Origin of the sequence: Exiguobacterium sp. SH5S13 (assembly GCF_004337085.1) — a bacterium.
Taxonomy (GTDB): domain Bacteria; phylum Bacillota; class Bacilli; order Exiguobacteriales; family Exiguobacteriaceae; genus Exiguobacterium; species Exiguobacterium aurantiacum_A.
Window position 1 is genome coordinate 13,273 of sequence record NZ_SJUS01000033.1, and the last position, 19,111, is coordinate 32,383.

22 protein-coding genes are annotated in these 19,111 nt (G+C 49.7%); 19 read left to right on the forward strand and 3 right to left on the reverse strand.

The window, feature by feature from the left end; genetic code table 11:
- Nucleotides 1–16 precede the first annotated feature (16 nt).
- Nucleotides 17–580, reverse strand: coding sequence for a YcxB family protein (locus EVJ30_RS13910; protein WP_161568852.1), 564 nt, complete (start codon nt 578–580; stop codon nt 17–19).
- Between the two features lie 256 nt (nt 581–836).
- Nucleotides 837–1,859, reverse strand: a complete 1,023-nt coding sequence (locus EVJ30_RS13915) for a tyrosine-type recombinase/integrase (RefSeq protein WP_131458668.1) — start codon at nt 1,857–1,859, stop codon at nt 837–839.
- A gap of 344 nt (nt 1,860–2,203) precedes the next feature.
- Here EVJ30_RS13915 and EVJ30_RS13920 point away from each other — a divergent pair, with 344 nt between their 5' ends.
- The 3 genes from EVJ30_RS13920 to EVJ30_RS13930 are packed head-to-tail and all read left to right on the forward strand — an operon-like array spanning nt 2,204 to nt 4,207.
- Nucleotides 2,204–3,283, forward strand: a complete 1,080-nt coding sequence (locus EVJ30_RS13920) for a hypothetical protein (RefSeq protein ID WP_131469486.1) — start codon at nt 2,204–2,206, stop codon at nt 3,281–3,283.
- A gap of 40 nt (nt 3,284–3,323) precedes the next feature.
- Nucleotides 3,324–3,725 (forward strand): hypothetical protein, encoded by a 402-nt coding sequence (locus EVJ30_RS13925; protein WP_131458666.1) that lies wholly within the window; start codon nt 3,324–3,326, stop codon nt 3,723–3,725.
- The gene (locus EVJ30_RS13930) at nt 3,722–4,207 is read left to right on the forward strand and encodes a hypothetical protein (protein ID WP_161568853.1); all 486 of its coding nucleotides are present in this window, start codon (nt 3,722–3,724) and stop codon (nt 4,205–4,207) included. Before EVJ30_RS13925 ends, EVJ30_RS13930 begins: the two co-directional genes overlap by 4 nt.
- Nucleotides 4,208–4,465: 258 nt before the next feature.
- Here the strand turns inward: EVJ30_RS13930 and EVJ30_RS13935 are convergent, their stop codons facing one another.
- Complete coding sequence (locus EVJ30_RS13935) at nt 4,466–4,657, reverse strand: helix-turn-helix domain-containing protein (RefSeq protein ID WP_161568854.1); 192 nt, start codon at nt 4,655–4,657, stop codon at nt 4,466–4,468.
- Nucleotides 4,658–5,023: 366 nt separating this feature from the next.
- Between EVJ30_RS13935 and EVJ30_RS13940 the strand changes: the two genes are divergently transcribed.
- From EVJ30_RS13940 to mobP2, 16 genes are all read left to right on the forward strand, one after another.
- Nucleotides 5,024–5,512, forward strand: coding sequence for a helix-turn-helix domain-containing protein (locus EVJ30_RS13940; protein ID WP_131458663.1), 489 nt, complete (start codon nt 5,024–5,026; stop codon nt 5,510–5,512).
- A 298-nt stretch (nt 5,513–5,810) separates the two neighbouring features.
- Entirely contained in the window at nt 5,811–5,993 is a 183-nt protein-coding gene (locus EVJ30_RS13945) for a hypothetical protein (RefSeq protein WP_131458662.1), read from the forward strand.
- A 12-nt stretch (nt 5,994–6,005) separates the two neighbouring features.
- A complete protein-coding gene (locus tag EVJ30_RS13950; protein ID WP_012390467.1) occupies nt 6,006–6,230 on the forward strand; it encodes a hypothetical protein in 225 nt (74 codons plus the stop codon).
- A gap of 66 nt (nt 6,231–6,296) precedes the next feature.
- A complete protein-coding gene (locus EVJ30_RS13955) occupies nt 6,297–7,397 on the forward strand; it encodes a hypothetical protein (protein ID WP_131458661.1) in 1,101 nt (366 codons plus the stop codon).
- A 143-nt stretch (nt 7,398–7,540) separates the two neighbouring features.
- Complete coding sequence (locus EVJ30_RS13960; protein WP_161568855.1) at nt 7,541–9,775, forward strand: VirD4-like conjugal transfer protein, CD1115 family; 2,235 nt, start codon at nt 7,541–7,543, stop codon at nt 9,773–9,775.
- 16 nt (nt 9,776–9,791) lie between these two features.
- Nucleotides 9,792–10,034: a hypothetical protein gene (locus tag EVJ30_RS13965; protein ID WP_024127790.1), complete on the forward strand. Its 243-nt coding sequence runs from the start codon at nt 9,792–9,794 to the stop codon at nt 10,032–10,034.
- Nucleotides 10,035–10,050: 16 nt separating this feature from the next.
- On the forward strand, nt 10,051–10,467 hold the full coding sequence (locus EVJ30_RS13970; protein ID WP_131458659.1) for a hypothetical protein: 417 nt from the start codon (nt 10,051–10,053) through the stop codon (nt 10,465–10,467).
- 15 nt (nt 10,468–10,482) lie between these two features.
- Nucleotides 10,483–12,444, forward strand: coding sequence for a pLS20_p028 family conjugation system transmembrane protein (locus tag EVJ30_RS13975; protein ID WP_370251059.1), 1,962 nt, complete (start codon nt 10,483–10,485; stop codon nt 12,442–12,444).
- A 6-nt stretch (nt 12,445–12,450) separates the two neighbouring features.
- Entirely contained in the window at nt 12,451–12,750 is a 300-nt protein-coding gene (locus tag EVJ30_RS13980) for a DUF5592 family protein (protein WP_029336108.1), read from the forward strand.
- A 1-nt stretch (nt 12,751) separates the two neighbouring features.
- The gene (locus EVJ30_RS13985) at nt 12,752–13,372 is read left to right on the forward strand and encodes a hypothetical protein (protein WP_131458657.1); all 621 of its coding nucleotides are present in this window, start codon (nt 12,752–12,754) and stop codon (nt 13,370–13,372) included.
- Between the two features lie 17 nt (nt 13,373–13,389).
- Nucleotides 13,390–15,342 (forward strand): VirB4 family type IV secretion system protein, encoded by a 1,953-nt coding sequence (locus EVJ30_RS13990; RefSeq protein ID WP_201739083.1) that lies wholly within the window; start codon nt 13,390–13,392, stop codon nt 15,340–15,342.
- Nucleotides 15,342–16,448 (forward strand): lysozyme family protein, encoded by a 1,107-nt coding sequence (locus EVJ30_RS13995; protein ID WP_131458656.1) that lies wholly within the window; start codon nt 15,342–15,344, stop codon nt 16,446–16,448. The genes EVJ30_RS13990 and EVJ30_RS13995 overlap by 1 nt, the downstream gene beginning before the upstream one ends.
- A 30-nt stretch (nt 16,449–16,478) precedes the next feature.
- Nucleotides 16,479–17,057, forward strand: coding sequence for a hypothetical protein (locus EVJ30_RS14000; RefSeq protein ID WP_131458655.1), 579 nt, complete (start codon nt 16,479–16,481; stop codon nt 17,055–17,057).
- On the forward strand, nt 17,058–17,897 hold the full coding sequence (locus EVJ30_RS14005; protein WP_131458654.1) for a hypothetical protein: 840 nt from the start codon (nt 17,058–17,060) through the stop codon (nt 17,895–17,897).
- Nucleotides 17,898–18,089: 192 nt separating this feature from the next.
- On the forward strand, nt 18,090–18,341 hold the full coding sequence (locus EVJ30_RS14010) for a hypothetical protein (RefSeq protein WP_029596487.1): 252 nt from the start codon (nt 18,090–18,092) through the stop codon (nt 18,339–18,341).
- The coding region (gene mobP2 / locus EVJ30_RS14015; RefSeq protein WP_236636101.1) for a MobP2 family relaxase at nt 18,334–19,111 on the forward strand (778 nt) is incomplete at its 3' end. The genes EVJ30_RS14010 and mobP2, both read left to right, overlap by 8 nt.

Below are 19,111 nucleotides of genomic sequence, written 5' to 3' on the forward strand. Positions count from 1 at the left end.
TATCTCGAAGATAGATTTAATCACTATTATTTTGGAACTCATAATTTAAATGTTGCTTAAGTAGCTTTCGGAGTATTTCTTGTTTTTCTTTACCTAATAAATTATAACTTGTAGGTATAATAACTGCTTCGGTTTCTTCATAATACAAAAAAAGATGATTTCTGTCTTGACCGATTGTTTTAACCGAGTCCCAGATTACTTTAGTGGTTGTATCCGAATTCTCGCGAGAATATGTTAAATCGATACCGACTTCATGTATATTCAAGGTTATATCATGTGGCCAACGTTTATCGTTTCTAAGCATGAATCTTAGTTTTGCAATTGTAGCAAAAGCATAAAACTTTTTAACATAACACATCATTACTAAGGCAAGTAGGATTCCTATAAATATCGGGAGAAGTTGGTACAATTTAAACGACATTAAGTACGATGATTGAGGCAAAACAAGAATAGAGAGCACAATTCCAAATAAAAATACCATTACCGTTAGCAATATAAACAGAATACTAGATTTTATTCGATGAAATTTTGTTCTTTTTAAAGAATCTTTTTGTAAAGCCATATAATCTTCATATGACATTTGATACTTTACGATCATCCATTTGTTCCTCTTTTCTACTTAGCATTTAATTACTTTTTAAGTATGTGGAAATTATTCTATTTTCAAAAATGGGTGGTTTAAAGCAAGAATAAAAAAGTTATTCTCTATGCCTACTCTTTTTATAAAAAAATATAAGAGTAGAAAGATATTCAGTTTCTAGTAAATGTTCACCTTAGGTTAACAGTAATAAATTAAATTTCCAAATAAACCACATTAAACGATAAAAAATATTAAATTATTTAAATGGTAATTTATTGTTTGAAATATCCTGAATTTGATTTAACGATTGCAAGTAACCATTCGTCGTATTAATTGAATTATGACCGACCAGTTGCATGACCCCGATCAATGGGCTGCCATTGGCCAAGAGTTTCGTGATATAGGCGCGACGGAACCAATGGGGTGGTGTCTTTTCCTCGGTCTCCACATGCTCGACCGCGTTGTGCGTCATCAGTCGAAGAGCTTCATAGGTCATCGCCTTGCCTGACTTCTTCGTGCTGAAGGCGATATAAGGAGAGGTGATCTCCTCGATCATCATGAGCGTTTGCAGTCGGTTGATGAGGTGACTCGCCTTCTCGGTGAGCGGGATCCGGCGCCACTTGTCACGCTTGCCTTTCACCTCGAGGTAGAAGGTGTGCTGGTTGCGTTTCACGTCGGTGAATTGGACTGAGAGCAGCTCGGCCGCCCGCATTCCGGTCGTCAGCAACAAATATCCGATTGTCTCGTTCCGGAGCTCCATGAGCTCCTTTTTTTGTGCTCGCTTGACGGTATAGCGGAACGACTCGGCGATCCGCTCGATTTCGGCAAAGTCGACCTCACGTCGGAGCAACTCAGGGCGCTGCTGGTTCTTCACGTGGAAGGCTAGATTATGTAGATGATATTGGTTGACGTGGAGGTAGGTCAGGAGACGTTTGAGCATATGGTTCTTCCGTTGCGCCGTGCGTGGGGCATACTGTTCGTTCACCTCGAATAGGTAGCGATGGATGTCGAGAACGGTCAGGTTTTTTAACCCGTCTGTCTTCGTCATAACAAAATTAAGGATGAACTCAAGGTCCAATTTATATGCGCGTCGCGTGTGTGGGCTCTTGTCCGCATAGATAGGGAACAGTTCTGTCGCCCAGAACAATTCGATGATTTCGATGTCAGTCAACGTTTTTAGATCGATATGGTCCTTCCTTAATGCCTCGGCCAATTTTGGATTCGCACCGGTCAGTTCTCGCAACGCTACTTCGAACGCCTGCTGCTTCTCGATTTCCATGCTTCTCCCTCTTTTCCTTCTGTTTTTTTTGGAAACAATGTCCAATTTATTGAAAAGCAACGTGTTTTCTGTGTATTACACACGTAATATATAATAAAATACGAATGTTATAAGCTTTTATATTCGAAATGATGATGTATTACTTACATGTATCTTTATTATAATTAAATCCATTAACTTGTGATAATCTTATATTATCACAAGTTAATATCGAACCAAAAAAATACTTGTTATAAAAAAATGAAAAGGGAAAGGACATTCTATAAAAAGATAGAATAAGATTATTTAAGGTGATAAATGTATTAAAAAGTAATTAACATTATAAAAAGTGGGGAATTATGATTATGAATAAGCTAACTAATATTGTTTTTTTGACAGACATTGTAAAGCTTCCGAAAGATACGCTAAAAGAAATATGTACAGATTTTGACATTGATGATAATGGTCATGCTCATGAACTTGCTACATCAGTTTGGAATCACATTCAACAACACGGAGAGCAAATCAATGCGTTGGAACGATCAAAGAAAAGATTATTAGCAGGAAAAACTTCTGTAACGTGGTATCGTCTAGAACGGGGAACTGAATTCAAAGACATTAAAAATAAAATTATTCAGAATACAAATTTTAATTTATTTCAAGAAACTCGAATTCCTTCAATTGAAAGTCTAACGACTGATCCAGTGATTGTTGCAGGAGCAGAAGGTGATGTTGAAACGCAGTATTATTTAAGATTCATGTACAAAAGTGGCGTTAGTCGAGAATATCACTTAACGGAAATGAAGACTTCACCTAGAAGTGAGATTGCTACAGTATTTATAGACGAATCGACTGGTCTTATTGAAGTTAGATCGGATGCCCGTAAATCAGATAAAGTGGCTAAGTCTCTTGCAAAATTAGTTGATAGTGAAGTGATATTAGAACAAGTTGTGGCACCTTACGGGACCAACATTGAAGAGATTGCCACTCAGTTAAATGGAGAGCTTATTGATGTGGTTTCAAAACCGGAATTTGTAGTAGAAGACCTTTCTCCTGCACAAGGTAGTGCTGTTGTAAAAATTCTTAATTCTCTAGATAGTTATTTGAAATCAAATGACATCTCAGAACTTGAAAACGATCTTATGGAAGCTAATGAAGTATTTGACGAGCAACTTCTTACTGTACCTTTCGCGGCGTTGATTTTGAACGGTTTAGAAAAGGTAGGATTTGGCGGGGAGCGCGAACTCCGTGGATTGTCTTTATACGATTCCTTAAATCCCTACCTTCAACACCAAGGAGGATTTATTAGATTTAAATATCCTGAAGAAGGCGTTGAAAAAGAATATACTATTAGATTAGGAATAAAGAGTAAGAGTATTTATTTCGCCACTTCTGCGACAGAAGATGTTATTGACTTTGTAAGAAGAAATGTTATAATTTCTTGAAGTTTAAATAATACTATTTTTGAACGAAAGGGGAAGGGAAATGTCATATCCTTGGCAAGAGAAGTATTTGGTCAACGAATATGTTGATACAATTGCACGTAGTCCAATTATTCGTTTTTATCCTACAGCTGTTGCTAAGTATGCAAAAACTTCCCCTAGTCGTACATTTAAATACTTAATTGAGATGGCCGAAGAAGGAAGATTAAATTTACTTTGGGAACTTCGTTGTCCAAACTACGAGTGTTTGCGAACTATTCAAATTAGCAAAAATGCAAGTGACTTTCCCGTTGAATTTACATGTAGAACATGCGGGGAGTTTTATGAAGTGGATGAAAGCATGTATTTTCCAGCTTTTGAAGTTAACTCAGAATATAAAAAATTTATAAGAGAATCCTCTGCAACTAGTACTAAAAAAAAAACTCTCAGTCTGTCCCTTTCATGAATCCAGGAGTAGCTTCCTCTTGGTCGTCTAGTTTATTATCTGAATTGGATAATGGACAAATAAATTTTTTGAAGAAACATTCTCCATCTGTTGTATTTATTAAAATCGATCAAATTTTACATCATTCGGGAAAGGGCGCCGTTCATATGAATAATAGAGAAATCAAAGGAAGTTTCAATAATTCATCTTTAAATGGGAATTTTAACGTTCAGTCAGATAATAATCATAACGAATTCAATGGTAATATTGATTCTGAAAAAATTGAATTAGCTTTTAGTGATTTGCTAGAGAATATTCAAAAAATCCCAGATGAAGATGAGCGTGATCAGGCTGAAACTAATTTAGAGTCTCTTAGACAAGCTGTAGATAACCATGACTCAGAAAAAACTAGCAAATTACTTCGATTATTGGGTAAAACTTTAGGGAACGTTGCCTCTTTAGCTACTATTGCCTCTGCTTTAGGTATTCCTTCTCCATTTTAATAACTTAGCTATATAACTATTTAAATTAGTTTTAATAAAGTCTCAGACTTTAGTTGTAAACAAGTGGTGCCTATTTATTGCGAAACATCTTATAAGATTTGGATCTTCATATCCAAGTCTTATAAGATGTTTTTTTATAAGGTGATATATGATTAGATTTAAGAAAATTAAATTAACATATCAATTCTCGACTTGAAACTTCCAAAAATAAATGTTGATTGAACTTTTGGTTTAGATATTAAAGTGATTCTTGAAAGCTTATTGGAATTTATTGCTATCAAAAAAAGTATTAATCGTAATATCTAATCCATTACAAAACTTTTGGATTGTACTGACTTTAGGATGTTTTGTACGCCCACTCATCAATTCTGAAATTGTCGCCTGATTCAATCCACCCTTTTGAATCACTTGATGAATCGTCATGTTGCGCTCTGCTGCGAGCTCTTTCATTCGCTCGATGATTGCCTCGTTCAATTCCACTTTCTCACCCCACGATCAAAGTACTCTCTTCATCTTTATTCTTTACGAACTCTTCTATTCCTCTACCCTACCACAATCTCTTGAAATCAAAATACTTGTCATTATTTTCTATACTCAAAGCGTTATTTTTTTACAGTTGTGCTACAAAACCAAAAATATTGAGTTACTGTTACCGATAAACCCTCATGTAGAGCGGATTCGACAAGAATCGTCAATTGTAAAATTTCTGACATATCAGAAAACTGATGATTTTTAGACTTAATCCTGCTATATTGGAACCAACAAAAGGAAACATCTGTTTGGTCGCCGCTCTGGTTTACAGAAAGGGGAAGGCTCATGTATCGATTCGGGGAGTGGTTGAAGGAGAACCGCCGGCTCTCGGGCTGGTCACAGGTCGAACTATCAGAGAAAACGCTCGGAGAAATCTCACAGCCCGCCATCAGTCAGTACGAACAGAATCGCTCGGTACCGTCGATCGCGGACATCGATCATCTGGCTCGCGCGTTCGGGCATACGCTCGCGACGGTCCCGTGGGACGCCATCGACTTCGGCTACGGAGCGAAGCGGTCCAGCACCAAGCTCGAACGACGCCGGTTCGACCTGAAGGAACTGCCGCAGGCCGACTCGGTCCGGACGTTCGACGGGAAGACGTATGAGCTACATGGCTTCATCGGCATCGAGAAAGGAAGCGGCGAGGCGGTCCAGTTGACGCAACTCTATTACCGGATCCGGACCGTCGTCTGTGACGCCCACGTGCTCGCCAAACGCAAGAACCCGGATGACGAGCTCATCCACGTCAAGAAGCGAAAAAACGTTCGACAGTAACCGACATCGACGCAGCAGCACATCCTTAAGGATGGTCTCCTCCAATCACATATCGGCGTGTCTCTCATCAGTGACCGGGTGAGCGGGATCTACGCACAGATGGTTCGGCGAGAGTCACCTAAAACTCGCCACAAGGTCACAGAATCGTTCCGGGTCATCGAAAAACCCTGTACAGCTCCTTATCACAACGAGGAGCGGAGTTTGTGGGGAAACGGCTAAAAACCCATCGCATCGAATCCGACTGTCCTTAATGATGTGCTGCTGCACATCACGAGATCAAGGGAAGGAAGTGTGTACTGTGGCATCAAAAGAGCAGAAACAGCACCGTAGCTTCGCCGAGAAACTCTTACGCATCCGTGGGAAGGACTACGAGGAGTGGCTCGACGAGCAACATCAACAGGTCATCCAAGACAACCAGGAGCTCATTTTGGAGGCGCTCGAGGCGAAGCTCAGCTTCAAGTCACCAGCGCACCAGGACTAAGGAGGGAACGACATGGGACTCAATGAGACAGGGCTCAGTTTGCTTCAGTTCTTCCAGGGACTCGCTGTCATCGCCGCCGCCATCGCTTTCGCCATCGGAGGCTTCTACTTCATCTTCGGTGGGGATCGCGGCCGCTCGAAAGCCGTCGGCTGGCTCGTCGGGGGCGCCGTTGGCCTGATCATCGTCATGGGCGCGTTCACGCTCGCCGAGATGGTCGACCAGAACATCAAATTCTAATGCACACGCACGCAGCGTTCCAATCGGAAGGCTTTTTTTGTTGCTTGAAACGAGAGGAGGAACGAGATGCTGTTTGTACGATTCACCGACGTACCGGACACACGGATCCAGAACTATGAGCGGCTCCCCTTCGCCGAGGCGGTCGTCGCGACCCATGATCTGCATCAGGCACGGAGCGAGGAAGGGACGAGCTGTTCCGGTGACTTCCGGCTCTTCGACCAGAAAGACGAACTGCTCTATCGGGGGACGTTCACGTTCGGAACCGAAGGAACCTATCCGAATCTGTACCATCAGGTCAAGGACCGGGTACAACGGATCCGGACAAAGAAGGAGGATAACGCGAAGAAACTATGGCTCCTCGACGAGATTGAGGCCGAGACATCGGATAACTATAAGCGCCAGTCTGTTAAACCAATCACAACCGTCTCGTCGACCTATCAGTCACGGCTGACCCGACTGCAGCGCCGCCTCATCTACGGGGCGGCCGCGGCTGGAATTCTCTTCACATCGTTGTTCACTGCTACCCAATGGTTCATTGACAAGGAGGCACACGCCGAACAGATGACCGGTGTCGAACAGACGTGGCTGGATGCTTACGAACAGGCGCTCCAAGGCGAGGAATCCTCACTCATCCAACTGTTGGAGCGAAAAGACCGGTCCGAGGAAGAGAACGCTCTATTGGTCGACCTTTATCTCGAAGAGGGCGCAGACCAGAAAGCGCTCGAGCTCACAGATGACCCCATCCTGATCGAGACGAAGCTGGCCGGACTCAATCTATCCGATAAAGAGAAATTGGAACGGCTCCAGGACTTCCAAGTGTCACATCCTACCGATGAGGGCGCGTTCGATATCGCAGTACTGGAGCGGAACCATGAGATTGTGGCCAAGACGAAAGACGTGGAGTGGACCGCGCCCCGCGTCTCGGCGAAAGTGAATGCCTATCTCTATCTAGGAGATATTGAGTCCTCGAATGAATGGGCGTCCAAGACGAACGACCCTAACGTACAAGAAAAGATCGACGCGTACCAAGATATTACGGCCACGATCGACGGACTGAACGAGAAACTGAAAAAAACCTCTGGTAAAGACACCTCGGCCCGTGAGAAGATTCAAGCCGCTATCGTTGCTGAAGAAGTTGAGTTGCAAACGATTCTTTATTCAGATTAAGGTAGGTGAAATAATTGAGAACTCGGTCTCTGTCACCACGATTCCCGATACGTCTGATTTTCCTCGCCTTGTTCTGCCTGTTGGTAGTGCCGGCCGGGTTTTTTTATCTCTTGAACGGTGTCTACAACATCATTCGACAAATCATGACCCCGATAGTAACAGACGGGCTTTTGGCCGGAGCGACGATTCCGACGCTCTCACCCTCCTTGTTCTTGGAGGTGAGTCTTCCCTCTTCGACCGTCTTGATCGGACTGATGGCGTTCAGTCTGTTCATCGGACTGGTCGTGTTCGGCAAGGTATGGCTGAACTTCCGGGATCTGCGGAAAGATCAGAAAGGGAGCGCCCGCTTCACGTCGTTCGATGAACTGAAGCAACAGTACCACCGCGTCCCGGACCGGAAGAAACGGTATGAAGGATCAGGTGGTGTCCCCGTCGGACGGGTCAAGAACGAGCTGTTCATCGATAATTCGCCCGTCAACAACCTCGTCATCGGGACGACCCGATCCGGTAAAGGCGAGACATTCGTCTTCTCGACGATCGACCTGTACAGCCGAGCAAGTAACCAGGCGAGCCTGATCATCAACGATCCGAAAGGCGAGCTCTTCGCCGCCTCGAAGGAGACGCTCGAGCAACGCGGCTATCAGGTCGAGGTGCTGAATCTGATGAACCCGCTCCAATCGATGTCATACAACCTGTTGCAGCTGACGATTGACGCGTTTTTAGAAGAGAACTACTCGCTCGCCCAACAGTATGCGCGCTCGGTCGCCTTCATGTTGTACCATGACCCGAAGGCACGGGATCCGTTCTGGGCCAACTCGTCGATCGACCTGTGCACGGCGCTCATCCTCGGGCTCTGTGAGGAAGCAAAGGACACACCTGAGAAAATCAACATGTACAACGTCGCCCTCATGCTCTCGGACCTCGGCTCCCGGACGGTCGTGACGCGACAAGGGCAGGAGATCTCGGCACTCGACGAGTTCTTTCAGCGCTTCCCGGAGAACCACCCGGCCCGGCTCCAGTTCGCGACGCTCCACTTCTCTGGTGGTCAGACACGGGCGAGTATCCTGGCCAATACGAACGCGAAGCTCGGTATCTTCACGTTGAACGGGACCGGGAAGCTGACGTCGATGAACTCGCTCGACATGCGACGCATCGGATTCAACCGTTGGATCAGTGGACGCGCGGAGCCACTGACACGACTCACGTTCAAATTTCCCGACGGAACGAATCATGCGCTCACGACGGACGACGATGGCAGCTTCATCGTGTACCATACGTCGCCACTCCAAATTGGAGACGCAGTTCAAATCTCGACCGACTCAAGCACTGCGACAATCCAGCTGGAAGCGCATAACGAGGAGAGCGGTCGCTTCCGCTACTCCATCGACGGGACGATACTGATCCGTGAGGTGATGCACCTGCTCCGTCCTGTGGCGGTGTTCCTCATCGTCCCGGACTATGACCCGACATTCAACGTCATCGCCTCCCTCTATATCAAGCAGGTATACACGGCGCTCGCCCGTGTCGCCTCGCAGACGAAACAAGGTAAATGCGAGCGTCAGGTCGTCTTCCTTCTCGATGAGTTCGGCAACATGCCGCCGATCGAGGGCATGGCCAATATCATCACGGTCTGTCTCGGTCGGAACATGCGCTTCAATCTCGTGATCCAAGCCTATTCCCAACTCGAGAACTTGTATGGTGAAGACTGGAAGACGATCGATGGCAACTGCGGGAACACGCACTATCTACTGACCGCGGACGAATCGACCGCCGAACTGATCTCGAAGAAGCTCGGTGAGGCGACCATCGTCACGAAATCGCGGTCCGGACAGACGTTCTCGCTCAAAAAATCGAAGACGGAGAACGTGGACGGCCGCCGGCTCATGACAGCGACCGAGGTCATGGGGCTAAAGGAAGGCGAGATGCTCATCATCCGTGTTATCAAGCGCCAGGACACGAAGAAACGACGCATCCAGTCGTATCCGATCTTCCTGAGCGGCAAGACCGCGATGAAGTATCGCTACGAATACCTGGCGGACGACTTTGACACGGACCGCTCCCTGCATGACATCGACATCCCCTGTCGTCACGCCGGTCTCGACTTCGAACAGATCCGTATCCGTTTCACGAAAAAAGAAGACGAGACGGAAGCGAACACGCCATCGAATCAGGAAGAAAAACCGTTGACGGTACGGGACGTGCTACAGGACAGCATCCTGCGCTCGATGTTCGAGGGGCATGACATCGGAGGAATTTCCCTCCCTGAGTTCGAGACGAACCTGAACTTAGGAGTTTACGACGTCACTGACAGCCAGAAGAGCTTTTTGAGCACGATGATCGCGAAGCGACTCGAGAAACTGAAGCAAGGCACACCGTAGAGAGGAGGCCGAACCCATGGCCGAGAGTGCGAGAGAGAAGCGAATCCAGAACGAACTGCGTGTCGTCGCGAGGATCATCGAGACGCAACGCGTCCGCCTCGAACGGGGCGATGTTCTCAACATTCAGACGACTGACGGCTTTCTGACCGTCTATCAGGACGACACCTCAGACACCCCAAAAACTGTTACACTAATAGATAAGTTCGACTTCCGCGTCAACCTGAAAATCGCGGATCTACTAAAGGGGAAAATCGTCTGACGGAGGGGTAAACGTTATGAGGAAACTACTTGCGGGTACTTTAGGAATCAGCTTGTTTTTACTTGGAGCTTGCTCAAATTCCAATGAGTCTTTGGTTCAACGTGATATTGAACACGTTGAGAAGGTCATGACAGCCGAAAAGGATGATTATTTGCTGATTGTAAAAGAAGAAGATGGTGAATTCGAAGAGTTCGTTGAATTCGTAAAAGAGGTAGCGAACGAAGAGAGCCAACAAGTCGCGCTCTATAATACGTTTCAGCCAGATAGCGAGACACTAGTCGATCGTGGTAACTTTGAATACACTGACGAACTAAAAGGTGCCGTTCTATACTCCATTCAAGATGGAAACGTCACAGATGAAATCAATGTTGGAATGTTAACAGCGGACAATTACGAACAACAGTTAGCGGACTTCTTTGCTAGGACTCAGTAGATTGGGGGTCTTTCAATGGCTGATTCCGATTTAATCACCAAATTACAGGAATACGAAGACGTACTCCAAATAAGTAGTATGGTAAATGACGCACTACGCTCAATGGGATGGATTCTTGTCAGAGGACTATCAGTCTTGATTGACGGCCTTGAATCAATCACGGATCAAATCCTATTAACCAATACATTCTTCAATAATGACCAAGTGGTTGAATTCGTTCTTACGATTCAACCTTTTTTGTATGTTCTTTTAGCAGGAAGCTTCTTGTTCACTGGGTACTTGTTGATTTTCCAAAAGAAATTTGAACGTGAGAGTTTTTTGATCAACCTGTTCATCACACTATTGATCTTAGGTTTACTTTCACCAACTATGAGCCGAATTCAGGAGTTCTCTGATGAAGCAATCGCAGAAATCGGAGCAGATTCGCTTTACGACGGAGAAGCATCATTATCTGAGAGTATCTTAAAGCGGAATGTACATGATTTGATTGAGCACGATTCGAAAAATTTTGATGCTGCTACAGGCGAATCATTAAATGCCATTCCAACTGAGTTGATTGATAATATCCGAATCAATGAGATTTTCGACAAGAACAACTATGACTTATCGGCAACCGGAAACAAATTGGCCGAGTCCTATATTCTATGGAACGGAAAAGAGACAAGTCTCGGTAAACTCGACCAAGGTGGCGTCGAGTGGAACAACCAGTATTACTACCGCTATCAGCCGAACTGGTTGACCATCTTCGTCACGCTCGGGATCATGGGCTTCACGCTGTTCTCGATCGCCTACAAACTGGCGCGTCTCTCGTTCGAGCTCGCCTTCAACTATGTCTTGGCAATCCTCGTCGCACCGGCCGACCTTCACAGTGGTCAAAAAACGAAGAAGGTCATCCAAAGCATTTTGAACACGTTCCTCGTGATCATCCTGATCTTTGTCTCCATCAAGTTGTACACGATCGGGACCGCCTATCTCGCGGAGACGTTGGACGGGTTCGCCTATCTGATCGCCCTCATCGCCTTCTCGGTCGCTTTGATCGACGGGCCGAACATGGTCGAGCGACTGTTCGGGATCGATGCCGGACTCAAGCGGGGCTGGGGTGTCGCGCTCGGCGCCTATGCCGCCGGGAAAGGCGTGACCTCGGCCGGTGCCCACGCGGTCTCGAAGGTCGCGCGTGCCACACAAGGCGCACCGAAGATGCCATCGCTCCATGAGGCCGCGACGGCTCGGATGGACCTAAATGCCATGACGCATAACGGTTCACCGCTTAGTGCAGCGGGCCAAGCTTCACAGAGAGCGGATGCCGAGAGCCAAACCGATCCAGATGGTGTTGCTCAGACGAATCAAACCGCAAGTCACACTCAACCTGACCAAGAAAAATCGACAAATCAAAAGGACGTTGCGCAACCAAACAACGGTCAAGAATCCGAGTTGGAGGCGCAAGGTTCTCCACACGTGAACGAAGCATCGGGCCGCACATCTCCCGAATCGATTCATGCGACGAATCCTGAATCGAATACAGAAAGTAGACCCGATCATCAAACAACGTCACCGGAGAGGCAAAGACCGGAATCACTTCACGATCATTCAAGCTCTGGTCCTTCTTCAAGCCCTGCTTCATCGACTCTCGAACCGGTCACTGGATCCATCGATACCACATCCGGATCAGACAATCGTCACGATGAATCGATAGCCAGAAACGACGCGACGTCACCGAAACCTCATGAGGCGCCACATTCAAGCGGCTCATCCCCGTCTTCGTCATCTGCGACGGATTCGAGTGATTCGGCAACAGAGAAAAATCAAGGACGCGCCCGACGGACCATCCATCAGGACACCGTGCTCGACGTCGAGAACGAGGTCATCGAACAGGTGCGCGAGAACCAGACGCACCGTCATAGCCAGCATCATGAAGAAACGCGACGGATCTATCCGACCTCGCCACCGCGACCTGATAACACTAAGAAGAAGGAGTGATGACCCATGCGCAAATACCGGATCCCGAACGAGGTCACGACCGAACTGAAGATCAACAAGATGCTCTATCTGCACGACTTTCTGTTCCTCGTCGGGCTCATCGTGCTCCGGCTCGTGACGCTCCCATTCATCCCGTCGGTGCTGCACATCCCGTTCACGGTATTTCTCGTCGTCTTCGGCCTGTTCATGGTACTGCGACCAGCGACGAACCCACAGAAACGGATGGTCCACGCCCTCTACTACGCGCTCATCAAACGGAAAGACACCTATCTCGCACTCGACGCGCACACGAAAGGACGTGATTGAGATGGCTTTTATCGAGGAGTCGCTACAAGAACCCAGACGCACAGGCACCTGGCTCGACGAACAGGACGTGGTCGAGAAACGGAAGGTCAAAGACAAGGTCGTCGTCAAACCGACGGTCGCCGAACTGATGCCGGTCGTCGACATCACCGGGACTGAGGCGTTCGAGATGCGAGACGGGACCTATCTCGACATGGTCCAGCTCACTTCGAAGGACATCTACTCCTTGAACGAGGAGGAAAAAGACCATGACGTGTTCTCGCTCGCCTATCTCCTGCAGGCGTACACGCACCCGCTCAAGATCGTGCCACTGAACACACCGCTCAGTCTCGAACGGCAGAAGATCAGCATCGAACGACAGATTCGACAAAATCAGACACCGGCCTACCTGCCCTTCTTACTCAAAAAGAAGCAGGAGCTCGAATACCTCGAGGAGCATCGCACCAATCGCGATTATCTCCTCTTTTTTTATGCCGATGACGAGCGGACGTTACGCGAACGAAAGACGCATCTCTCTAAACTGCTTCGCCGTTCGAACCCGATGCACGAGCTGACGCTCGATCAGAAGGTGCATGTGCTCTATCAATTGAACAACCCGAACACGAAACCGCAACTCGACGCCTGAAGAAAGGAGTGACGCATATGTGGCAGCGCCTGCGTGACAAGTTATCCAAACAACAGGACCCGGAGACCGTCAAGATCGAGAAAGGCTACAATCCCGACGTCATCGCCAAGATCCAACCGCAGGGCGGCATTCGGTTTGAGGCCAACTTCGTCCGGCTCGGTGACGGTTACCTGTCCTGTCTCCATGTCTATAAATATCAGTCGCTCGTCTATGACTACTGGCTCGAACCCATCCTGAACATGCCGGGCGTTTTGACGACGCTCGACATCGGGACGGCCGACAAGCGTGAGATCATCCAGACCATCAACAAGTCGATGGCCGAACAGAACACACGCTTCGAGAACGCGAAGGACAACATCGACCGCATCGACGCCCGGGAGACGTATAAGGAGCTGAACGAGCTCTACGAACAGATCACCCAAGGCGAGACGATGAAATATCTGCACCTGCGCCTCTATGTGAAGGCAAAAACGCTCGACGCGCTTGAGGTGAAAGTGCAGGAAGTGATGGAGGAGCTCGAGGCCCGGAATTTCCGTTCGACGATTTTCCTGAACGAACAGGAATGGGAGTGGCAGAGCCTGTTCACGAGCTATGATCAGCAACAAAAACTCCCGAACCGGCGCCGCGGGAAAGAGATCCCGTCCCTCTCCATTGCCGGCGGCTATCCGTTCCATTTCACGTCGCTCCAGGACGCGACCGGCACGTATTACGGGACGACCGACACGAACGGCAGCGTCATCTTCGACCTGTTCCACAAGGACAAACAGCGCAAGTTCTATAACGCGCTCATGATCGGCAAGATGGGGTCCGGTAAGTCGACACTCCTCAAGAAGACGGTGCTCGACCAGGCGATCAAGGGCAACAAGATCCGGATTCTCGACGTCACGGGCGAGTTCTCGGACCTCGTGCGTCAGCTCGGCGGGAAAGAGATCGCGCTCGACGGGTCGGCCGGTCTCATCAACCCGCTCCATGTCTATAAGACGGTGACGAACAATGACGGGAGCGCCAACGAGGCACTCTCGTTCATGCAGCATTTGTCGAAGATGGCCGTGTTCTATCACTACATCAATCCGGCGGCGACACAGGAAGAGACGAACGAGTTCGAGATCCTGCTTCGGGATTTGTACGTCCGGCACGGGCTCTGGGATGAACAGGGCGAACTGCCGATCACGACGCACCCGGCGAACCGGTACCCGACGTTCTCCGACTTCTTGCATCTCGTACGTCGCGAGCTCTATACGGACGACACACGCACCTCGATCAAGGACGCAATCAGTCCGAACCGGGTCCGACGACTCGAGAATATCGAGCTCGCCGTCACGAACCTCGTCCATAACTACGGCAACATCTTCGACGGACACTCCTCGATCGACCGGTTCGACGAGGAGCTCATCGTCTCGTTCCCGCTCCGAAACCTGACGAGCCTGCGCGACGAGGTGTTCCAGGCGCAGGTGTTCTCCTTGATGAACATGCTGTGGGACGGGATGATCGCCAACGGCTCGAGTCAACTGAAGGCCTATAACCAAGGCGTGCTCCGGACCGAGGAGGCGTGCAAGTATCTCATCGTCATCGACGAGGCGCACCACTTGATCAACACACGCGATATCGCCCAGCCGGCCATCCTGTATCTGCAACGCTGCATGCGTGAGGCACGCAAGTATTTCGGCGGTATCTTCTTCGTGTCGCACCTGATCACCGACTTCGTGCCGGCCGGATCGAAGTCTGAGAACGCGGAGAACGTCAAGTCGCTCTTCCAGCTCACGCAATACAAGATCATCGGCGAACAAGACGCGGAGAGCATCCCGATCATCCAGACGGTGTTTGATGGCCAGCTCTCGAACTCCGAGATGCGCATCATCCCCTCGCTCGAGACGGGTCGAGTCGTCCTCAGCATCTCCGGCGTGCAGAACCTCATCTTTGACGTCGATGTCGCGCCAGAAGAACTCGCTCTGTTCGGTGGAGGTGCCTGATGTGGGCGGCCGCGAAACGGACAGCCCGCTTCGCCGTCATGGCGAAATGGCAGCTCGCGACGTTCAAGTGGCGACTCATCCTGCTCGGCATCGCGGCACTCGTGTTGTTCTTGGTCATCCTTATCATCGGAATCCTCGACACGCTCACGGGTGTCCAGAATGAACAACCGACCGACGTCACGTTCGACACGGCCGGCGGTCTTCAGGTGAGTGACCAGGTACTCCAATATCGTGGTCTCGTCGAATCGGAATTGACGAAGCACGGACTGGTCGAACAGACGAATCTCGTGCTCGCGCTCATGATGCAGGAGAGTGGCGGACGCGGGAACGATCCGATGCAGGCGAGCGAGTCGAAGTGTGGGCGGATCGGTTGCATCACCTCCCCTGAGGAGAGCATCGTCTACGGCGTCGAGCATTTCGCCTCCGTCTTCGAGCGGGCGAACCGGGACGTGCAGCTCACGTTACAGAGCTACAACTTCGGCGGCGGCTTTATCGATTATGTCCAGGAGAACGGCGGACGCTATTCGAAAGAACTCGCCATCTCGTTCTCCCAGATGATGTATCAGCGCGTGAAACACACCGGCATCTATCGCTGTCATCGTCCGATTGCGGTCCAGCACGGCGCCTGTTACGGCGACATCGAGTATGTCGACGCGGTGTTGAAATATCTCGCGCCTGTCGCCGTCGCCGACGGGGTCATCACGAAAGAGCTGTTGTCGGGGTTACGTTCCCCACTTGCCATTCCGCTCAACGTGACATCGCGTTTCGGCTGGCGCGTCGTCTTCGGACAACGGGACAACCACACCGGAATCGACTTCAGTTGCACCCCGTCTGACACAATCCATGCAGTCAAGAGTGGCACCGTCATCTATAGCGGGAACCGCGGACCGTACGGCAATCTCGTCCAAGTCCGGCACGACAACTACATCACGGCGTACGCGCACCTGAGTCGTCTCGGCGTTCAGACCGGGCAAAAAATCGAGGCCGAACAGGCGCTCGGGTACTGTGGCACGACCGGACGATCGAGCGGGAACCATCTGCATTTCGAGATCAAGACGAGCGAATGGTCCGGTCATATCGACCCCGCCCCGGTCTTCGGTTTTTGAGTCATGTATGTATGGAAAGGAGGAGGAAGGATGAACTTCACCGCACGTCACCTCGCGTATCTGTTCGGGGTGCTGCTTCTTATTTCACTCGCGGCGAACATCTTTTTTTATCAACGTGCGGCACCAGCGGCAAACACCTCGAACACGAGTGAGACACAAAACAAGAGCGTCACTCCCTATGAATCGGTAACCTCCGAAGGTGTGTCGTCTGACACTGAACACGTCGTCGCTTCGCCGGAGACGGAACGAATGGAGGAGCTGACGACACAATCGACGCGCTTCGTCGAGTACGCCTTCACCGTCACGAAGGACAGTTACACGACCCAGAAACGACAGGCGAAAGATGTCATGTCGGAAGAACTCGCGGCCACGCTCTTCGCCGCGGATGGGAGCGACGTCGGCACGTTCGAGACGACCGTCCGCGACATCGAGGTGTTTCCTTCTGTCTCCGGAGAAGAGTGTCTCGTCCGGTTCGAACAGGACCTGCTGATCACCGAGACGGGTTATGAAGAGACGACGCAAGAACTGTTGGCCTTGACGTTCGAGTCCGTCGACGGACGTCTGGTCGTCGCCGCGATGGAAGACCTGACACCGGAAGGAGGGATTTAGATGCGACGACAATCGCGACGACGTCTCACACAGAACGTCTCCCGGTTCTACCTCGTACTCGGCATGTTCTTTGTCATCGGCTTCCTCTTTTTCGGCACCTCGTCGTTCTTCTTTGCCGAAGAATCGCCGGTCAATGAGACGCCGGTCAACGAGGCAATCCGACTCTCGAATGGCGAGGTCGTGACGCTCCATGCCTGGAGTTATGACATGGATAAACGGACGATGCGTATCCGGCTCTCACTCGATGAGGCACCAGGTAATACGAACGATCATGTCTTTCGTTCCGTCTACAAGGCACGTCCTGATGCCGAAAATGAGGTCTCCTTACTCTATGAACGGAACGACCAATATGTGCTCGAACTGGAGGACGTGCCGAACGATTTTGACCAGCTGGCCGTCCGGATCTACGGATTGGATGAGTCGCAATCACTCGTTAAACTTACACCCGAGGAACAAGAGAGCCGTCTCCTCACGTCACTCTATGCCGACCGTCGGACCATCGACCAGGCGAGTCACGATTCATCAGACGAGACGTATTTCACGAGATTGTTCGTCGAAGATGAGCTCGCAAAGACCGAGCAGCAACTGGAGGATGCTCGTCAATCGGTCGAGGTGCAACAGCAACAAATCAAGCGACTCGATAGTGACAAAGAAGAGCTCGAAGGCGAACTCCCCTACCTCTCGCTCGACGAACAGGTCGAACAGGAGAATGAAATCTTCGACCTGGGCCGGAAGCGCGACGAGCTCAACCTGGAACTCGAGAAGCTCGAACAATCGGTCGAAGCGCTCGAAGAAAAACACGACAAGTTGCGCGTCCGGCTCCGGGAACTGTCGATTTAAGTGGCACATTTCGTGCCAAATCGCTGGTTTTACTGGCACATTTCGTGCCATTTTCGGACTTTTGGTGATATCACGGAAACCCCAGGCTCTGCCTGGGCTATCACGGAAAGTGATAGCAGTTTCCCCTTATGCTCTTTGAACGAACTTTTCGAACGTTGGCAACATGTAGCCTCTAGAAAGGTGGTCAGGTAAATGGATCTGTTACTCCGCGACATCGACCCCGTCATCGTGAAGCAGATCGATGAATGGGCAAAAGAACATAACCGCTCCCGACAGCAATATTTGAAAGAACTGCTCGCCTCCTGGTGCGCGAACGGCATCCAATCGACGCAGGTCGAGCGGCTCGAACGACAGCTCGAGGCGAACACGCTCCACCTGAAACGAAGCGCGGACGAGCTCGCCGAAGTGACCCGGTTGTTGAACGAGGTGATGCAAGATGCGTGAGACCCCGGGTGTCGTCATCAAGTCAAAGTTCAAGGTACCGGGCACAAAAAAGAAGTCGCGTCGGTACACGACGTACCTCGACTACATCAATCGTCCCGACGCGAAAGACAGCCGAGAACAGTTCGAGACGTACCATGATTATATGGAAGACGAGATGAAATCGAGCGGTCTGTTCACACGTGAGGACGACCGGTTGAACGACCAAAAGCGTCGCGCCGTCCGCGATATCTTCAAGCACGCGCAAGAGAACGGGAGCATCCTTTGGCAGGACGTCATCTCGTTCGACAACGCCTGGCTACGAGAGACCGGTGTGCTCCACGACGACCTCGTCGACGAGAAGCGGTTGATCCAGGCGACGCGGAACGCGGTCGAGGCGATGTTCCAAAAAGAAAGAATGGTCCATGCCTATTGGACCGGCGCCGTGCACTACAACACCGACAACATCCACGTCCATGTCGCCATCGTCGAGACGAGCCACATGCGCGAACGCGGCAAACGAAAACCGAAATCGATCGAGCTGATGAAGTCGAAGGTCATCCACTCTCTCGCCGACCGGACGAAAGAACAGGAGAAACTGAACGCTTTCATCCGCGACGAATTGGTCGCCCACAAACGAAACCGGAAGATTCCAACGCTCCCGAATCGTGTCCTGCGTCCCGAGCTCGTCCGTCAATTCAAGGACATCTATGAACGGTTGCCGGAAGATAAACGACAATGGCGCTACAACATGAACGGGATGCAGCCACTCCGTGAATCGCTCGACCGTCTGA